We start from the raw sequence: 15,217 nt of genomic DNA, 5'->3' as shown, positions 1-15,217 counted from the left end.
CAAATTATCGGTTCACCCATCAGCGACGACTCTTCAAAGCCCAGGCGAGACCAGAGATCTGATTGGCCAAGCCCTGACGGATCCGGCCCCAGGGCAGCAGGCCCTGCTTCGGGGCAGGGAGCGCTGAGGATCCAGCCGCCAATCGATCCCAGTGTTGGTTGATCTGCTGGAGCGCTTCCTGCCAACGCATCAACTGCGCCTGCTCCGAGCAGCCCTCGAGGAGCCGAGCCAGCGCAGATGGCTCTGCACGCCAGGCATCAGGCGCCTGCACAGCCGCTGTGATGCGCTCGAGATCGGCCTGGAGCGTGCCGGCGCCGAGCTGATGACCCATCCGACCGGGATCGAGGTTGTCGGCCAAAGCGTGGTTCACGCTGCTGAACACCACGCACCCGCAAGCCAGGGCCTCGATTGGCGGCAGCCCAAATCCCTCCGTCACACCGCGGCTGCGCCAATAGGGAGCCGAGTCGTAGAGGTAAACCGTCGCGCTGTTGAAGAGATCCACCAGATCCTCCACCCAGCCGCTCTGCACCTCCACCTTGAGTCCGCGTTCACGCAGCGCAGGCACCAACTGATCCAGCACATAGGCACTGGTTTTGCGCCGCTGCACCAGCACATCGATTGGCCTCACGGCTGAGTCCGTGCGAGCGCCGCGTTCGAGCCACATCGGCTCGAGGGCATTCGGCACCAGCGTGAGCGGATTGCGGGGCGCGCGATCGCCCCAGTAGCCGAGGGTGTTGCGGCTCACGGCGACCACCGGCACCCCCGCCGGCAAATCAAATCCATACCCACTGCTGTGGGCGTGATAAGCGGCGGCTCGGCCCTTGAGCCGGCGCAGCAGCCAAGGCACGTCAAACCCCCAACTCACCAACCACAAGGGAGAGTCGCTGGAGCAGTCAGCCGGCTCTTGCCGCAGCAGGTCGGCCAAAAACGGATGATCAGGCTCCCTCTGCCGGTAGGTGACCACCTCCACACGGGCGATCTGCTCCAAGAGCCTGGCGGTCTGCAGCTCCACCAGCAGACCACCACAACGAAACCGGCCCGTGGTGCCGGGAACAAGAATGCGGATCGAGCGCAAGGGAAGCCGGCCTGAAGGCCAACTCTGGCTCAAGCAGCCACAGCCTCGGTGCTACCGGAGCGCTGGCGGCGGGTGAGGAAGCCAAACAGCACCTTGCCGATGGCGGCCACCAGATTGCCCTCGAGCTCCTTGAACATGTTCATGTTCAGGTGGAAGGCCTCGTTGGCCTCCTCCACGATCCGATCGGCCGTGGCCTGATCGATCGGCAGGGTGTCCATGGCGGAGCGATAGGTGCCCTTGAAGGCCTTCTCGTCGTCGATGGCGGCGAATTCGTAGAAGTGCAGGCCGTCGTTGTCGCTCAGGTTCATCGCCTTCTGGGCAATGTTCTTGAGGATCTGACCGCCAGAGAGATCACCCAGGTAGCGGGTGTAGTGGTGACCCACCAGCAGCTCGGGCGACTCCTGGGCCACCTGATGGATGCGGGCCACGTAGACGGCCGCCGACGGGGAGGGCTGAATCTGGTTTTTCCAGTCAGCGCCGAAGTAGTAGGCGAGGTCCTGCTCCAGCGCTTCACGCCGGTTCAGCTGGGGGAAGGCGATCGGCGACACCACCGGGTTGTCCTTCAGTCGGGCGATTTCCTCTTCCATCGCGCCGTACACGAAGTAGAGGTCGGCCACGAGCTTGCGATAGCTGGCCTTATCCACCACACCCTTGAGGAAGCAGCTCACAAAGCCGGTGTTCTCGGCCATGGTGTGGGACTTTTTGGTCCCTTCACGCAGTTGGGCAGCAAGGGCAACAGACATGGCGACGGTCCGCAGTCAGCTCACGGGCAGATCGCCAACCGTAGTGGGGGTTTCTGCCGCTCCGCCGCCAAGGTTGCGAAGGGTTACGCAGCCTGTTGACCCGGATGCAGCGCGTCGCCCCCATCCGCCGCGAACAGCTCAAACAACCCTCGGATGAATGTGTGGAGGGCATCCACCACCACCGCCTGGGGCAGGTGGCTGCCCGTGGGCTGCCAATCCCCCACGCTGGCCAATCGCCAACGCTCCGATTCATAGGTGAGGCCGCGGATCGTCACCCCGAGCAAGCGCGGCTGCTCAGGCCCGCCTGCCGGGGCCTGTTCCAGCCGCAGCTGCACCAGAAACGAGCGGCACTGGCTGCGGGGACTCCAGCCCGGCAGATGAAAGGAGAGGTCCAGGCTTTCCGCCTCGGCGAAGGCCCGGGTCTGGGGGTCATCGCGCCAGGGGGTGAGATTGGCGCGGGCATCAGGAAACCGCTGGCGAAACAGCGCCGCGACAGACGCGATGCGTTGAGCCAGTTCCACAGATCGGACCTGGTCGGACGCATTCATGCCGTTGCCCCTGCAGCAGAACCGCACATCTCCGAAACCTAGGCTCGCCGGACTGTTCACGCCGCCCTCGGTTAGCAAGCACCCATGGCCACCTACGAGAAGCTCACCGCCCCGGCCCAGGGCACGGCCATCCGCTTCGAGAACGGCCAGCCCGTGGTGCCCAACGACCCGATCGTGCCGTTCATCCGCGGTGATGGCACCGGCGTGGACATTTGGCCCGCCACCCAGAAGGTGCTGGATGCGGCCGTCGCCAAGGCCTACGGCGGCGAGCGCCGCATCGAGTGGTTCAAGGTGTATGCCGGCGATGAGGCCTGCGACCTCTACGGCACCTATCAGTACCTGCCGGAAGACACCCTCGAGGCGATCCGCACCTACGGCGTGGCGATCAAGGGCCCCCTCACCACACCGATCGGCGGCGGCATCCGTTCGCTGAACGTGGCCCTGCGCCAGATTTTTGATCTGTATTGCTGCGTGCGCCCCTGCCGCTACTACGAGGGCACACCGAGCCCCCACAAGCGTCCCCAGGACCTCGACGTGATCGTGTATCGCGAGAACACCGAAGACATCTATATGGGGATCGAATGGGAAGCAAGCGACCCCGTGTGCCTAGAGCTGATCAAGCACCTCAACGAGGTGGTGATCCCGGCCAACGGCAAGCTCGGCAAGCGCCAGATCCCCGCCGGCTCAGGCATCGGCATCAAGCCGGTGAGCAAGGAGGGCAGCCAGCGCCACATCCGCAAGGCCATCCAGCATGCCCTGCGCCTCGAGGGCAAGAAGCGGCACGTGACCCTGGTGCACAAGGGCAACATCATGAAGTTCACGGAAGGTTCCTTCCGCGACTGGGGTTACGAGCTGGCCACCACCGAATTCCGCGCTGACTGCGTGACCGAGCGGGAGAGCTGGATCCTCGATAACGCCGACAGCAACCCGGGCCTGAGCATCGAAGCCAATGCCCGCATGGTGGACCCTGGCTACGACGCCCTCACCCCTGAGAAGAAAGAGGCGATCTGCGCCGAGGTGAAGGGCGTGCTCGATGCCATCGGCGCCAGCCACGGCAACGGCCAGTGGAAGCAGATGGTGATGGTCGACGACCGCATCGCCGACAGCATCTTCCAGCAGATCCAGACCCGCCCGGCCGACTATTCGATCCTGGCCACCCTCAACCTCAACGGCGATTACATCTCCGATGCCGCCGCCGCTGTGGTGGGCGGTTTGGGCATGGCCCCCGGCGCCAACATCGGCGACAACGCCGCCATCTTTGAGGCCACCCACGGCACCGCACCGAAGCACGCGGGCCTCGATCGGATCAACCCCGGCTCGGTGATCCTCAGCGGAGTGATGATGCTCGAATACATGGGCTGGCAGGAAGCCGCTGACCTGATCACCGCCGGTCTGAGTGCGGCCATCGCCAACAAAGAGGTCACCTATGACCTGGCCCGCCTGATGGAGCCGCGGGTGGAACCGGTGAGCTGCAGCGGTTTCGCCGATGCCGTGATCAAGCACTTCGAGGGCTGATCAGGCGACACTGACTCCCATGAGCACCGCCGCAGCTGCCGCAGCCTCCACCGATCCCTGCGTGCACTGCGGCTTCTGCCTGCCCACGTGCGCCAGCTATCGGGTGCTGGGCACCGAGATGGATTCGCCCCGAGGACGGATCCACGCCCTCAAGGCGATCGCAGCCGGTGAGCTGGAGCTGGATGCCACCACGGCGAGTCATTTCGATAGCTGCCTGGGCTGTTTTGCCTGCGTAAGCGCTTGCCCCTCGGGGGTGCGCTACGACGAACTGATCGAGGCCACCCGGCCAAAGCTGAATGCCCCAGAGCTGCGCAGCCCAGCCCAGCGCGCGTTTCGCCAACTGCTGTTAGCGCTGCTGCCCTACCCAAAGCGACTCCGGGCAGCCCTGACGCCGCTGCGCGCCTACGCCGGCACCCCCTTGCAAGGCCTGCTGCGCCGCTCCGGGCTACTGCGGAGCCTGCCCGCCCCGCTCGTGGCCATGGAGCAGCTGTTGCCACCCCTGGCCGCGGAGGCCTTCCGGGATGGTCATCCCGTGGTGGTGCCAGCCCAGGGGGAACGCAGAGCCCGGGTGGGCTTGGTGCTGGGTTGCGTGCAACGGGTGTTCGATCCCGGCGTGAACCGCGCCACGCTTGAGGTGTTGAGCGCCAATGGCGTCGAGGTGGTGATCCCACCGGCTCAGAGCTGTTGCGGTGCTGTCGCTCACCATCAAGGGGAACTGGCGCAGACGTGCGAACTGGCCGAGGCGCTGATCGAGAGCTTCAAGGCCGTCGTGGGGCCTGGCCGGCCAGCGGGCCCCGAGCCTCTCGACGCCGTGTTGGTGGCAGCGTCGGGCTGCGGCCACACGCTCAAGCATTACGGCGACTTGCTCGACGGCGCCTCCGGAGCCACCTTTGCGTCCCAAGTGCGGGACGTTCACGAATTTCTGGCGGAGCTGGGGCTGAGCGAGAGCTTCCGGGCACGCCTGCGCCCGTTGCAGCACGCAGACGGCCAAACCGCCACGGCCGACAACCCTGTGCTGGTGGCTTATCACGATGCCTGCCACATGCTCCACGGCCAGGGCATCAGTGCCGAGCCCCGCACCCTCTTGCGTGCAATCCCCCATCTGCAGCTGCGGGAAGCCACAGAAGCCGGCGTGTGCTGCGGCAGCGCGGGGATTTACAACCTGGTGCAACCCGAGGAAGCCGCGGCACTGGGGCAGATCAAGGCGGCAGACCTGCAGGGCACTGGGGCCGAGCTGATCGCCAGCGCCAACATCGGCTGCACCCTGCAGCTGCGCCGGCATCTCCCGCAGGTGGGTGAAACCAGCCTGCCGACACCCACCGTGGCCCATCCGATCGAACTGCTGCATCGCAGCGCCCGCGGCAGCCAGGCTTGAGCGACCCGGCGCCGACAACCACCCAGCCGGGCAAGCTGCTCTCGGTGCTGGGGGTGGCCTTCGGCCTGGCGGGTTCCGTGGGCGGCACGATCGGCGCAGGCATCTTGCGTACACCAGGTCTGGTGGCCGCACAGCTGCACACACCATCGCTGGTGCTGTTGGCCTGGCTGGTGGGAGGCCTGTATGCCCTGCTTGGCGCGATCTGCATCGCGGAGCTGGCCGCCAGCCTCCCCCGGGCTGGCGGTTGGTACGTCTACGCGGAGCAGGCCTTCGGCCGGCGCGCCGGCTGGCTGGTGGGCTGGACCGACTGGCTGGCCCACTGCATTGGCCTGGCCTGGGTGGCCACCACGGTGGGCGAGCTGCTGGCGGAGTGGATACCGGCGAACACCGCGGCCACTTGGCAATGCCGGGCGTTGGCGCTGCTCGTGCTCGCCCTGTTCAGCGCCGTTCAGCTGCTGGGTGTACGCGCCGGAGGCGCCAGCCAGGAGCTGCTCAGCCTGGTGAAAGCGGTGGCCTTTCTCGGCCTCGCCGCGGCCAGTTTTGCGCTGCCCCCAGTCGTTCCTGCGGTGTCGACTGCCGCGGATCCGGCTGAACTGCTCCAACAGGGACCTGCTGTTGCGATCGGAGCGGTGTTGGCCTTGCAGGCCGTGATCACCACCTTCGATGGCTGGGCCTCACCGGTGTATTTCGCCGAGGAATTCAGCGACCCCAGCCGCGACCTGCCCCGATCCCTGATTGGTGGGGTTCTGGCCGTGCTGGCGCTCTATCTGTTAATCAACGCAGCCCTGCTGCATGTGCTGCCCATCGAGGTGCTCAGCGAAGCAAACTTACCAGCCGCGGATGCCGCCCGCAGCGTGTTGGGCCAACGCGGGGGCCAAGTGATCAGCGCCGTGGCCCTGATCTCATTACTCGGCCTGATCAACACCGTGGTGATGGCAGCACCACGCATCCTGTTTGGCCTGAGCCGCGATCAGCTGATGCCAGCAGCACTCAGTGGTGTGAACCCCGGGGGCACGCCCACCGCCGCACTGGTGCTCACGAGCGGCTGCGCTGCCGTACTGGTGCTCGCGGGCTCGTTCGATCACCTGCTGGGCATGGGTGCGTTCCTCTACGTGGTCCTGCCTTTAACCGGAATAGCAGCTCAGGTCCAGCTACGCATCAAGGAGCCAAACCGACCCAGACCTTTCCTGAGCTGGGGCTATCCACTCACCCCTTGGATCGTGGGAGCGTGTTCTCTGGGCTTCCTAATCGGAGCCTTGGTACGCGACACAGGAGATTCTCTACTGGCCCTTGCATTAGTGGGCTTGGGAGGCATCATCGGCGAGCTCTTGCGCAGAAGACAACCCCAGGAGACGAGCAACCCGTAAGCCGTATCCTGATCCCACTCAGACAGAACAGGTGTTATGACCCGTCTTCTCCTGCATATTGGGCACCCGAAGACGGGCACAACAGCCCTGCAGTCCGTACTATCGAGCAACGCAGCAACATTACTAAAAGAGGCTTCAGTTCTCTACCCAACACGAACCGAGCCCTCGGAATACAAGCACGCTTTAGCCATCCCATGGCTTTTTCAAGCTGACAACGAATCAATCCGGCGGCGCGCTCACTCAAGCGGCGACTCCCTTAAGGCAATCTCCCGAAAATACTGGGAGTCATTGATTCACGAAATGCAATCAACAAGCCACAAACATGTGATCATCAGCGCCGAAGGCTTTTGGAGCATCTTGAGGCGAGCATCAGACCAACAAAGGACAATTTTTCGCAACACCCTGCATGAGCACGTCGATCACATACAAACCATCGCGTACATTAAGAGCCCCACCTCCTACTTCGCGTCCAAACTAAACCAGAAGCTGCGCAATTTTCGCCCCATCAACCTACCAAGGCATGATTACATCAGCTCAGCCATATCCGGCTGGGAGCAACTTGGATTTGAGAGCTACTCATGGCAGATATTCGACCGAACTCTCCTGAAGAATCAGGATATTGTAGACGACTTTTGCGACAAACACCTTCCCATAGGCGTTGATTGCAACATACTCAGCCGAGCAGGTTGCGAACAGGCCAACTCCAGCATCTCGAACGAAGCTCTAGCAATCCTAGAGGAGCTTACCGAGAAATTTCCAGTGTTAAGGGATGATGTTTATGACCACCGGCGTCCAAAGATCGTCTCAATTCTAAGAAAAGCTGACTCAATGGTAGGCGGGCAAACTCGGCCAACACTTAAAGAATCAGCCAAAGCCGGCATCATTCAACGCAGCAGCGACATTGAGTGGCTAAGAAACAGAGGCATCATTTTCCCAGATATTGATACCACCGAAGCCAAGTGTTTACCAAGTACAGACTTGCCCGAAACATTCACCTGCGTAAAAGACTTTTGTCCTATAAATACTGAGCGGTTGGCGGCTCTTCGATCAACAGTCTGGAAACCAATCCATCAGCTGTTTCAGCCAAGTTGGAAACGCCTGTTTTGGCCACAGCACTCAAAACCATAAGAAGAGCAAACCCCAAAAGAAAGATTAGACTTCACAAAAACCTGCTCCGAATTCAAAGCCATCTTGGCTACTTGCAGAAAATTCTAATGATTTCCGCACACTCCCCAGCTACTGACTCTTGCTAGCAGCAAGCAAGTAACCATCACGGAATGCAGAACAACTCAGATTGAATCCCAAAAGGTCTTAAGCAAACCAAACCATGCCAATCAATAAAACCAAGCAGCGTGCAAGGCCATCAAAGCCTTTGACAATTACCATTGCCTCTATACTGACAATATTCGCGCTTGGTGTCGGATATTTTTTTAATGGAAAGTCACGGACTGAAGTAGCAAATCTAAGGGCAAATCAAGATATATGCTTCGACTGGGGCAGCCTTTGCTTTAAAGATATGACCGATGCAATTAAGCTTCCCGACAATCAAGGCGACCTCACGGACTATCTAGGGCAGACTTGGGGGATTGCTTGGGGGACAGCAAACAACAATGAATGGCCGGATCTTTATCTCAATCATCACCGAGAGCTGAACACCGATGGTAGGTTTCCAACGTCGCATCTAATTCTTGATATAGGCAAAAATCTAACTTCGAAAGACTTCCGAACTCTAGGGAGAGGTGATCAGCATTCTGCAATATTTATCGACATCAATCGTGACGGGATTGATGAGATTCTTGAAACCATTGGTGGTCGCCAAGGCAATGCAGAAAAAACCAACATAGGCACGCACAATCAGCTTCATCTCATTAATCAGACAGCCATTTCCCAAAAACACCAGAGCATTTCAGCAACTGACTGGGCAACCTCTCTAGGTATTGAGCAAGCAGGTGCACGTGGCCGCCAGGTAGTTCCATTCGTGTTAGACAACAAACTATTTCTAGCCTTTTTGAACCAAGGCAGAAAAGACGGCATGCATGCTCCTAATTTCAGGAAAAAGAATGAAGCCGGCATCTTTCAGCATCATCAAATACTTGGCAGCAAGTGCACACAAGAAACCTGCTCGACTCAATCATTTGAGATTGAAAGATATAAATCCCTTTCTTACGGACTACTGAGTGACGACAAACTCCCTGACCTCGTGCTATGCCAATACAACCGAGACTCGGGCATAAAGGCTCTCGTAAGAAAAAGCGAAGGCACAAAGCCTCTCATTTCACAATCAGACAAGAATCAGTCATCCCGATTTTGCCTGGTTTCGTTCTTTCCTTCTGTAGGGAAAAACCTTGTCATTACCGAAGGAAAGAACCGCATTCAATTCATGGCCTATTCCCCCACAGACAATAGGCTCACAACATATGAAGACCTGCCTTTAATCAACAATGCTCGCTCCAGAGATCTAGGAAATCTGGAAAACCAGCCCGTCTGCTGCGAAAATGAACTCTGTAATCGCAGACAGGACTGGTTGATGGGTGGCAAGCAGCTCGGTTCACGGACTATGAGCTGACCACGGCCAAGAAGCGCACCAAGCGCGAGAAATTCTCTCCGAGATGGAGGCTGTGGTGCCTTGGCAGGCACTCACTCGATCTGATCCGAGCCGCACTACCCCAAGTGCGAGCAAGAAAGGCGGCAGGCTCCGCTATCCGCTGGCAACGATGCTGCGCATTCATCGCTGCAGCAGTGTACTCCCTCAGCGATCCGGCCATGGAAGAGGCCTTGATCGAGGTGCCCACCTGCGCCCGCTTTGCCGGCATCGAGCTGATGTCAGCGATCGGATCCGGACGAGACCACGATCACGTTCCGCCATCTGCTTGAGAAGCATGGGCTGGGTGAGCAGATTTTTGACACCGTCAAAGCGCTCCTGGCCGCTCGGGCGTAACCATGGCGTCAGGGCACGATCGTCGATGCCACCTTGATCGGCAGCGCCCAGCTCCACCAAGAACAAAGATGGGAAGCGGGATCGCGGAGATGCACCAGACCAAAAGGGCAACCAGTGGTACTTCGGCATGAAGGTCCACGCCGGCGTTGACAAGGACTCCAGGCCTGATCCATTCGGTTGTCGTCACCTGCCGCCAACGTGCACGACCTCACCCCGGCAGCTGAGCTACATGCATGGAGATGAGGAGGTGGTGTACCGGCGATGCTGGCTACTCAGGGCATCGCCAAGAGACCAGAAATGGCTGGCAAGACAGCGGGTTTCAGAGTGGCGATGCGGCCCGGCAGCGCAGGGCTCTTCCTGAACGCACCGGATGGGAGGGTGCAGATCTGATCGAGACGGCCAAAGCTCACATCCGCTCCAAGGTTGAGCATGCCCTCCGTGTGATCAAGCAGCAGTTCGGCTTTCAAAAGACCCGGCTGCGAGCTTGGCCAGAACGCCGCTGCAAAAATCAACGTGCTTGCGGCACTGTCGAATCTGTACCAGGCCGACGACACATTACTCGCGACAGTGTGAACAGGGACTTGGTGTCCTGCACACCTCATTTAGCCTCAAAACGCAGCCGAAAGTGGCTGGATATGTGAGCCAAGGTCTATCAAAAAATGGCCTCAGAGGCAATTTTCGGCCAAAACCTCTTTCTGCTGCGTTGCCGCTCAAACACCGCTTGTCCAGAGTTTCCCTTAGCAGTCGCGGACATCAATAATGATGGGATTCCAGACATTATATCGCTGCAAAAAAGTATTTCTTCAAAAGGCGGTGCTACGAACCTAGCCATACTGCTAAGCAACAGAAATAGCTGCGACAGCTCTATCAGGTCATGCTATAGAAAGAAAATTATCGAGCTTGGCAATGCACCTGCTCCCCGCAACTTATCACTAGCAGACTTCAACAACGATGGGAGCATAGACATCCTCATAGGTGCCGGCAAAACAAAGCCTGGCCCGTACAAAGGGGGAAAGTATGTTCTCTTGGCCGGAAAGAGCAAAGGCGACTGGATCTCCATTGATCTGAAATGCAAGAGCGATACTAATGCCATTGGATCACTGGTATCAGTCAATGAAGGCCCATCGGGAGTCAAAACATTCCTTAAAACGGGCGGCACACGCCACGAAACTCAAGATCATTCTCGTATTCATATAGGCCTTGGGAAATCAACCCGTGATCATTTAAAGGCTAAAGTAGCCTGGCCAAATGGAAAATCATCAAATACATATCAGCTGCCAGTCAATAGCGTCACCACCATCAACGGGGGCAAGCTTTGTGATCTGTAGTTTCTGCAGGGCCTGTGACCATATTCCTCATCGAAGGATGAGCCCTAAAGCCTCTCTAAGACTGTACTCATCCCCCAGATTTCCCGGAAAGGTGATCACCGGCAAATCCCCCGCCATCACCACAGATAGCCCCGGCACCAGCTGACCCTGCAGCTCAACCGAGGCCTGATCCAGCCCGTCGGCCAACAGTGTTTGGGTGGTGATCCCGCCCTTGCTGATGATCAGGCCGAGCTCTGGAGCGAGGGCCGCCGCCAAGCGCGCCATCAATGCGGCCAGCTCCAAGCCGAAGCGCCGCCGCTCCTGGGCTGAAGCAAAGCTCAATTCTCCGCGGCTGGTGAACAACACCGGCGTCAGGCGCTCCGCAAAACACTGGCGCAGTTCCGACAGCCAGCTCTGCTCCAGAGACGAGAGCAACTCACCCGGCAGCGGCCCCTCCAGCACCCGCGCCAAGGTTGTCACCGGTAGCTCCAGTCCGCGGCAACCTGGCTCCTCCAACAACTGCTCCAGCTGCTGATCCGCTAGGGGCACGTGGGAGCCCACCATCACCAAAACCGGCAGCGGTGCACCGCTGGGATCCCGGCGACGCAAAGCCGCCAAGCCGGCGGCATCCAGGGGCTGCGGCGGCAGGGGCACAAGACCATTGATCAGGCTGGCTGCGCTCTGTAGCAACAGACGCCGCGGCCGCGCTGACGCTGGATCGCTCACCGCCCAGATGGCAGCACCGAGGGCGTCCAGCTGCGCCGGTTGCTCCGCATCCACCGCCACCACCTGTTGATCGTGCAGATCTGCCAAGCGGGCGCGCACCGTCTCGGGAGGCCCCTCCAGATCCGCCAGATCAATCCGCTTCACCGCCGCCGCCGGGATGCGACCGGCGGTTTTCTCCTCCACCCACTCAGCCAAATCACTTCTGCGGAAGCCAAACAGGCGATCGCGGGCAAAGGCCGTGGTGTGCACCGGCTCCCCATGCAGGTAGTGCACGCCGCCGCGAGTGGTTCGCCCCCCCGGCAGGAAAGCAGGTGCCAGCAAGGTGGCATCAAACGGCCCCAGTTCAGCCGCGATGGCCTCCACCTCCACGGGGAAATGCCCCCGCAGGGTGGAATCTCCCCGACTCACAATCAACCAGCGATCAAGCTCACCGGCCGCTTGGGCTTCGTCCAGCAAGGGCCGCAGCGTGCGGCAGATCTCGCGAATGCGCGACCGCGCCTGGTCCGGCTCAAGGGCACGGGTGTTGGCGAGCACAAACAGCAGAGGAGACGGGTGCTGCAGCCCCCTCCGCAAGGTGTCTGCATCCCACCGCAACAGCAGCGGCGCGCTATGCACCGTCTGCGACCCGGTGGGGTCGTCATCCAACACGATGACTTTGCGCCGCTCTGCCATGGCACCATCGTGCCGTGATCTGTCCTGAGCCCAGCGCGCTGCAGGAGCTGGTGCGCGAGCTGCATCAGCAGGCCCGGCCCTGGCTGCCCGCCGGCAGCGGCAGCCGGCTGAATTGGGGGGCAGCGGTTCTGCCCGCACCGGGAGAGAGCGAGCCCCTGGTGGTGAGCACGGGCGGGCTGAACCGCCTGGTGGAGCACTGCGCCGGCGATTTCACCGTCACCGTGCAGGCAGGCCTGCCCCTTCAAACCCTGCAGGCAGAACTGGCGAACACCGGCCAGTGGCTGGCCCTCGATTGGCCCTGGGGCAGTGGCCCCAACGGGGAATCAAGCGGCACGGTGGGCGGCCTGGTGGCCCGGGGCCTGGCCGGGGGCTTGCGCCAGCGTTACCTCGGCGTGCGCGACCAACTGATCGGCCTGGAGCTTCTGCGGGCCGATGGCACCACCGCCAAGGCAGGCGGGAAGGTGGTGAAAAACGTGGCCGGCTACGACCTGATGCGCCTGTTCTGCGGCAGCTGGGGCAGCCTCGGCCTGATCACCGAACTCACGCTGCGCACCTACCCGCTGCCCCGCCATCGCAGCGGCCTGCTGATCCGAGGAGAGCTGACGGCCCTGGAGCAACTCCGCCGCCGCTGCCTGGCGGCTCCGCTGATGCCGCAGCGACTGGATTGGTGGAGCGCCGGTGTGATGGGCTGCGAGCAACCGGCCTTGCTGCTGGCACTGGCCAGCGTGAGCCAGGCCGCCATCACCGACCAACTCACCCAGCACCGCCAAGCCGCAGCCGAGCTGGGGCTCCACACCGATCAGCTCACTTCTGAGCGCCTCCAGGAGTTGGAACAGCAGGGCCGGCAAGGCAAGAGCGACTGGCTGTTGCAGCTCGGTGTGCCACCAGCCCAGGCCGCAGTTCTCCTGGCTGATGCGGCCTGCGCGGGAATGGCCTGCAACCTTGCCGCCGGCGTCGGCACGGGGCTGGCCTGCGCGGCAGCAGACGCCCTGCCCAACTACCGCGTGCAAGAGCTGCGGCAGCGCTGCCGAGAGCTGGGGGGCCAGCTGAGCGTGCTTCAGCAACCCGCCAGCGCCACCCCCCTGCCCTGCTGGGACGCCAGCCCCGCTTCTGCGGTGATCGAAGCAGTGAAGCGGCAGTTCGATCCGCTGCAGCAACTGGCCCGCGGTCGCCTACCCGGTGTGGTTCAGGCCGGGCTGAGCACGTAGCGGCAGCGGAGCTCAGCGCGCTGCCCTGGCTCCAGCTCCAATCCCAGTTCACCGCGCCGGGCGCTCCAGGGCTCCAGGCAGAGCATCGGCCGCGGGGGATCGCTCCACACCACAGCATGGGCAAAGGGTGGCTCCATCTCCAGCTCCACCACCACGCCGGAGCCCGTGGTGAGCCGCGGAGCGGGATCCTGCGGTGGCTGCAGATCCAGCCGCAGATCCACACCCTGCTCCAGCCGCGCCAGCTGATCGGCCGTTGCGGCTTCAGCGGCACTGAGGTGGTCAAAACAACGCAGCGGCAGGCCATCCACCCGGGCCTCAGCCAGGCTCTCTACCTGGAAATAGGGATGCAAACCGAAGGCAAACGGCATGGCCGAATCGGATGGGCCAAGGTGCTCCACCACAGCCCGAATCGCCAGTGCCTGGGGCTCGAGCTGAACCTCAAGGCTCAAGGCGAACCCAAACGGATAGGCCGCCCGTGTCTCCGGGCTGTCGCTGAGCTGGAGGCAAACCCCATCACCGCTGTCCAACTCCGTCAGCTGCCAGGGCAGATCACGGGCAAAGCCGTGCTGCGCCATCGGGAAGGAACCCTGGGGCAACACCAATTGATTGCCGGGCACGTTCCCGCACACGGGAAAGAGCACCGGAATCCCACCGCGCACGCTCTTGCTGGGATCTGCAAAGCGCTCAGCGTCGAAATACAGGCGCTCCTGGCCGCCAGAACGCCAACCGGTGATCAGACCACCCCGCTCCGGCACCACTTGGAACTGATCCCCGTTCGGGGCCCTGAACAGCCAGTGGGGGTAAGGGGTTTGAACGCGGGAGAGGGTCATCGCAGCGTGGCCAGCCACTCCAACATGGCCCGGTTCACCTGATCCGGCACCTCATCGTGGGGGCAATGGCCCGCCTGCAGCACCACTTCGGTGGTGTTGGCCGGAGCATGGCGCTGGAAGGCGCCGCGGCGACCCGCGGCATTGATCCAGGGATCGCGGATCCCCCAGAGCAGCAGCAACGGGGCCTGAAGCTCGGCGAACAGCTCATCGAGGGGCTGGCCGCGGGGGATGTCGAACACCGTGCGGAACACGCCGAAGGCACCGGGATCGCGGCTGGGCCGCAGGATCGACTCCACCAGCTCATCGTCCACATTGGTGGGGTCGATGTACACCTGTTTGAGCGTGCGGCGCACATTGCCGGGGCGGCGCATGTTCTCGAACAGCAGCCGCTGCAGGATCGGGCTCTTGAGCAGGGCGCTGCCGATGGTGCGGCGGGCGATGGCACCCCAGCCCTTCGGCTCACCCTGCTCATCGGAGAAGGGTCCGGCTGCATTCAGCAACACCACGCCAGCGCACTGATCGCCCAAGGCCGCCCCGGCTGCCAAAGCCGCATAGCCACCGAGGGAGTTGCCCACCAGCACCGTGGGCCGGCCGATGCGCTCGCGCACATAGGCCACCAGCTGATCCCGCCAGAGGGCGCCGCCATAGCGAGGACCTGCGGGCTTGGCACTGCGGCCGAACCCGAGCAGATCGAGGGCGTGAACCTCGTAGTGCTTGGCAAGCACAGGGATGTTGAAGCGCCAGTGGTCGGTCGAAGCACCGAAGCCATGCACCAGCAGGATCGCTGGGCCCTGGGCCGCGCTCTCCGGCTCACGGCTGAGGCTGTGGATCGGATGGCCCTCAAAGGTCCACGCCGCTGCAACGGTCACCGGCAATACCAGGCTGGGTGGTGGATGCTAGGGAGACCTTCCCC

The 15,217-nt window shown here is 61.8% G+C and carries 13 protein-coding genes and 1 pseudogene; 8 read left to right on the top strand and 6 right to left on the bottom strand.

Going from position 1 to position 15,217, the window contains the following annotated elements; all coding sequences use genetic code 11:
* Positions 1-19 precede the first annotated feature (19 nt).
* The 3 genes from CB0101_RS09390 to CB0101_RS09380 form a co-directional block, all read right to left on the bottom strand.
* Complete coding sequence (locus CB0101_RS09390; protein ID WP_043718254.1) at positions 20-1,075, bottom strand: glycosyltransferase; 1,056 nt, start codon at positions 1,073-1,075, stop codon at positions 20-22.
* A gap of 29 nt (positions 1,076-1,104) precedes the next feature.
* A complete protein-coding gene (locus CB0101_RS09385; protein ID WP_010312265.1) occupies positions 1,105-1,818 on the bottom strand; it encodes a heme oxygenase (biliverdin-producing) in 714 nt (237 codons plus the stop codon).
* Between the two features lie 83 nt (positions 1,819-1,901).
* Positions 1,902-2,366, bottom strand: a complete 465-nt coding sequence (locus tag CB0101_RS09380; RefSeq protein ID WP_029553176.1) for a hypothetical protein — start codon at positions 2,364-2,366, stop codon at positions 1,902-1,904.
* Positions 2,367-2,450: 84 nt separating this feature from the next.
* On the opposite strand from CB0101_RS09380, the gene CB0101_RS09375 reads away from it, so the two are divergent.
* From CB0101_RS09375 to CB0101_RS09345, 7 genes and pseudogenes are all read left to right on the top strand, one after another.
* Positions 2,451-3,881: an NADP-dependent isocitrate dehydrogenase gene (locus CB0101_RS09375; RefSeq protein WP_010312269.1), complete on the top strand. Its 1,431-nt coding sequence runs from the start codon at positions 2,451-2,453 to the stop codon at positions 3,879-3,881.
* A gap of 19 nt (positions 3,882-3,900) precedes the next feature.
* Complete coding sequence (locus CB0101_RS09370; RefSeq protein WP_010312271.1) at positions 3,901-5,256, top strand: (Fe-S)-binding protein; 1,356 nt, start codon at positions 3,901-3,903, stop codon at positions 5,254-5,256.
* The gene (locus CB0101_RS09365) at positions 5,253-6,623 is read left to right on the top strand and encodes an APC family permease (protein ID WP_010312274.1); all 1,371 of its coding nucleotides are present in this window, start codon (positions 5,253-5,255) and stop codon (positions 6,621-6,623) included. Before CB0101_RS09370 ends, CB0101_RS09365 begins: the two co-directional genes overlap by 4 nt.
* A gap of 36 nt (positions 6,624-6,659) precedes the next feature.
* Entirely contained in the window at positions 6,660-7,751 is a 1,092-nt protein-coding gene (locus CB0101_RS09360; protein ID WP_136644075.1) for a hypothetical protein, read from the top strand.
* Between the two features lie 199 nt (positions 7,752-7,950).
* Positions 7,951-9,189 carry a hypothetical protein gene (locus tag CB0101_RS09355; protein WP_136644074.1) on the top strand — a complete coding sequence of 413 codons (1,239 nt, stop codon included), beginning with the start codon at positions 7,951-7,953 and terminating at the stop codon, positions 9,187-9,189.
* Positions 9,144-10,134: pseudogene (locus tag CB0101_RS09350) on the top strand (IS5 family transposase). Before CB0101_RS09355 ends, CB0101_RS09350 begins: the two are co-directional and overlap by 46 nt.
* Positions 10,135-10,220: 86 nt before the next feature.
* A complete protein-coding gene (locus tag CB0101_RS09345) occupies positions 10,221-10,889 on the top strand; it encodes an FG-GAP-like repeat-containing protein (protein WP_136644073.1) in 669 nt (222 codons plus the stop codon).
* Positions 10,890-10,916: 27 nt separating this feature from the next.
* Here CB0101_RS09345 and CB0101_RS09340 read toward each other — a convergent pair whose 3' ends face one another.
* Positions 10,917-12,266: a four-carbon acid sugar kinase family protein gene (locus CB0101_RS09340; protein ID WP_010312286.1), complete on the bottom strand. Its 1,350-nt coding sequence runs from the start codon at positions 12,264-12,266 to the stop codon at positions 10,917-10,919.
* Positions 12,267-12,280: 14 nt separating this feature from the next.
* Between CB0101_RS09340 and CB0101_RS09335 the strand changes: the two genes are divergently transcribed.
* Positions 12,281-13,474, top strand: coding sequence for an FAD-binding oxidoreductase (locus CB0101_RS09335; protein WP_010312287.1), 1,194 nt, complete (start codon positions 12,281-12,283; stop codon positions 13,472-13,474).
* Here CB0101_RS09335 and CB0101_RS09330 read toward each other — a convergent pair.
* Positions 13,453-14,304 carry a galactose mutarotase gene (locus CB0101_RS09330; protein ID WP_029553178.1) on the bottom strand — a complete coding sequence of 284 codons (852 nt, stop codon included), beginning with the start codon at positions 14,302-14,304 and terminating at the stop codon, positions 13,453-13,455. The genes CB0101_RS09335 and CB0101_RS09330 overlap by 22 nt on opposite strands.
* A complete protein-coding gene (locus tag CB0101_RS09325) occupies positions 14,301-15,173 on the bottom strand; it encodes an alpha/beta fold hydrolase (RefSeq protein WP_010312291.1) in 873 nt (290 codons plus the stop codon). The genes CB0101_RS09330 and CB0101_RS09325 overlap by 4 nt, the downstream gene beginning before the upstream one ends.
* Positions 15,174-15,217: the final 44 nt, after the last annotated feature.

The sequence above is a fragment of the Synechococcus sp. CB0101 genome (assembly GCF_000179235.2).
In the GTDB taxonomy this organism is placed as follows: Bacteria; Cyanobacteriota; Cyanobacteriia; order PCC-6307; family Cyanobiaceae; genus Vulcanococcus.
Note: the sequence above shows the minus strand (reverse complement) of the source record. Positions and strands in the feature narration are given on the sequence as shown.

Bases quoted from the DNA above. Each gene is read 5' to 3' on its own strand.
- CB0101_RS09355 (WP_136644074.1), top strand. From the start codon at position 7,951: ATGCCAATCAATAAAACCAAGCAGCGTGCAAGGCCATCAAAGCCTTTG.
- CB0101_RS09370 (WP_010312271.1), top strand. From the start codon at position 3,901: ATGAGCACCGCCGCAGCTGCCGCAGCCTCCACCGATCCCTGCGTGCAC.
- CB0101_RS09345 (WP_136644073.1), top strand. From the start codon at position 10,221: ATGGCCTCAGAGGCAATTTTCGGCCAAAACCTCTTTCTGCTGCGTTGC.
- CB0101_RS09385 (WP_010312265.1), bottom strand. From the start codon at position 1,818: ATGTCTGTTGCCCTTGCTGCCCAACTGCGTGAAGGGACCAAAAAGTCC.
- CB0101_RS09330 (WP_029553178.1), bottom strand. From the start codon at position 14,304: ATGACCCTCTCCCGCGTTCAAACCCCTTACCCCCACTGGCTGTTCAGG.
- CB0101_RS09360 (WP_136644075.1), top strand. From the start codon at position 6,660: ATGACCCGTCTTCTCCTGCATATTGGGCACCCGAAGACGGGCACAACA.
- CB0101_RS09375 (WP_010312269.1), top strand. From the start codon at position 2,451: ATGGCCACCTACGAGAAGCTCACCGCCCCGGCCCAGGGCACGGCCATC.
- CB0101_RS09380 (WP_029553176.1), bottom strand. From the start codon at position 2,366: ATGAATGCGTCCGACCAGGTCCGATCTGTGGAACTGGCTCAACGCATC.
- CB0101_RS09340 (WP_010312286.1), bottom strand. From the start codon at position 12,266: ATGGCAGAGCGGCGCAAAGTCATCGTGTTGGATGACGACCCCACCGGG.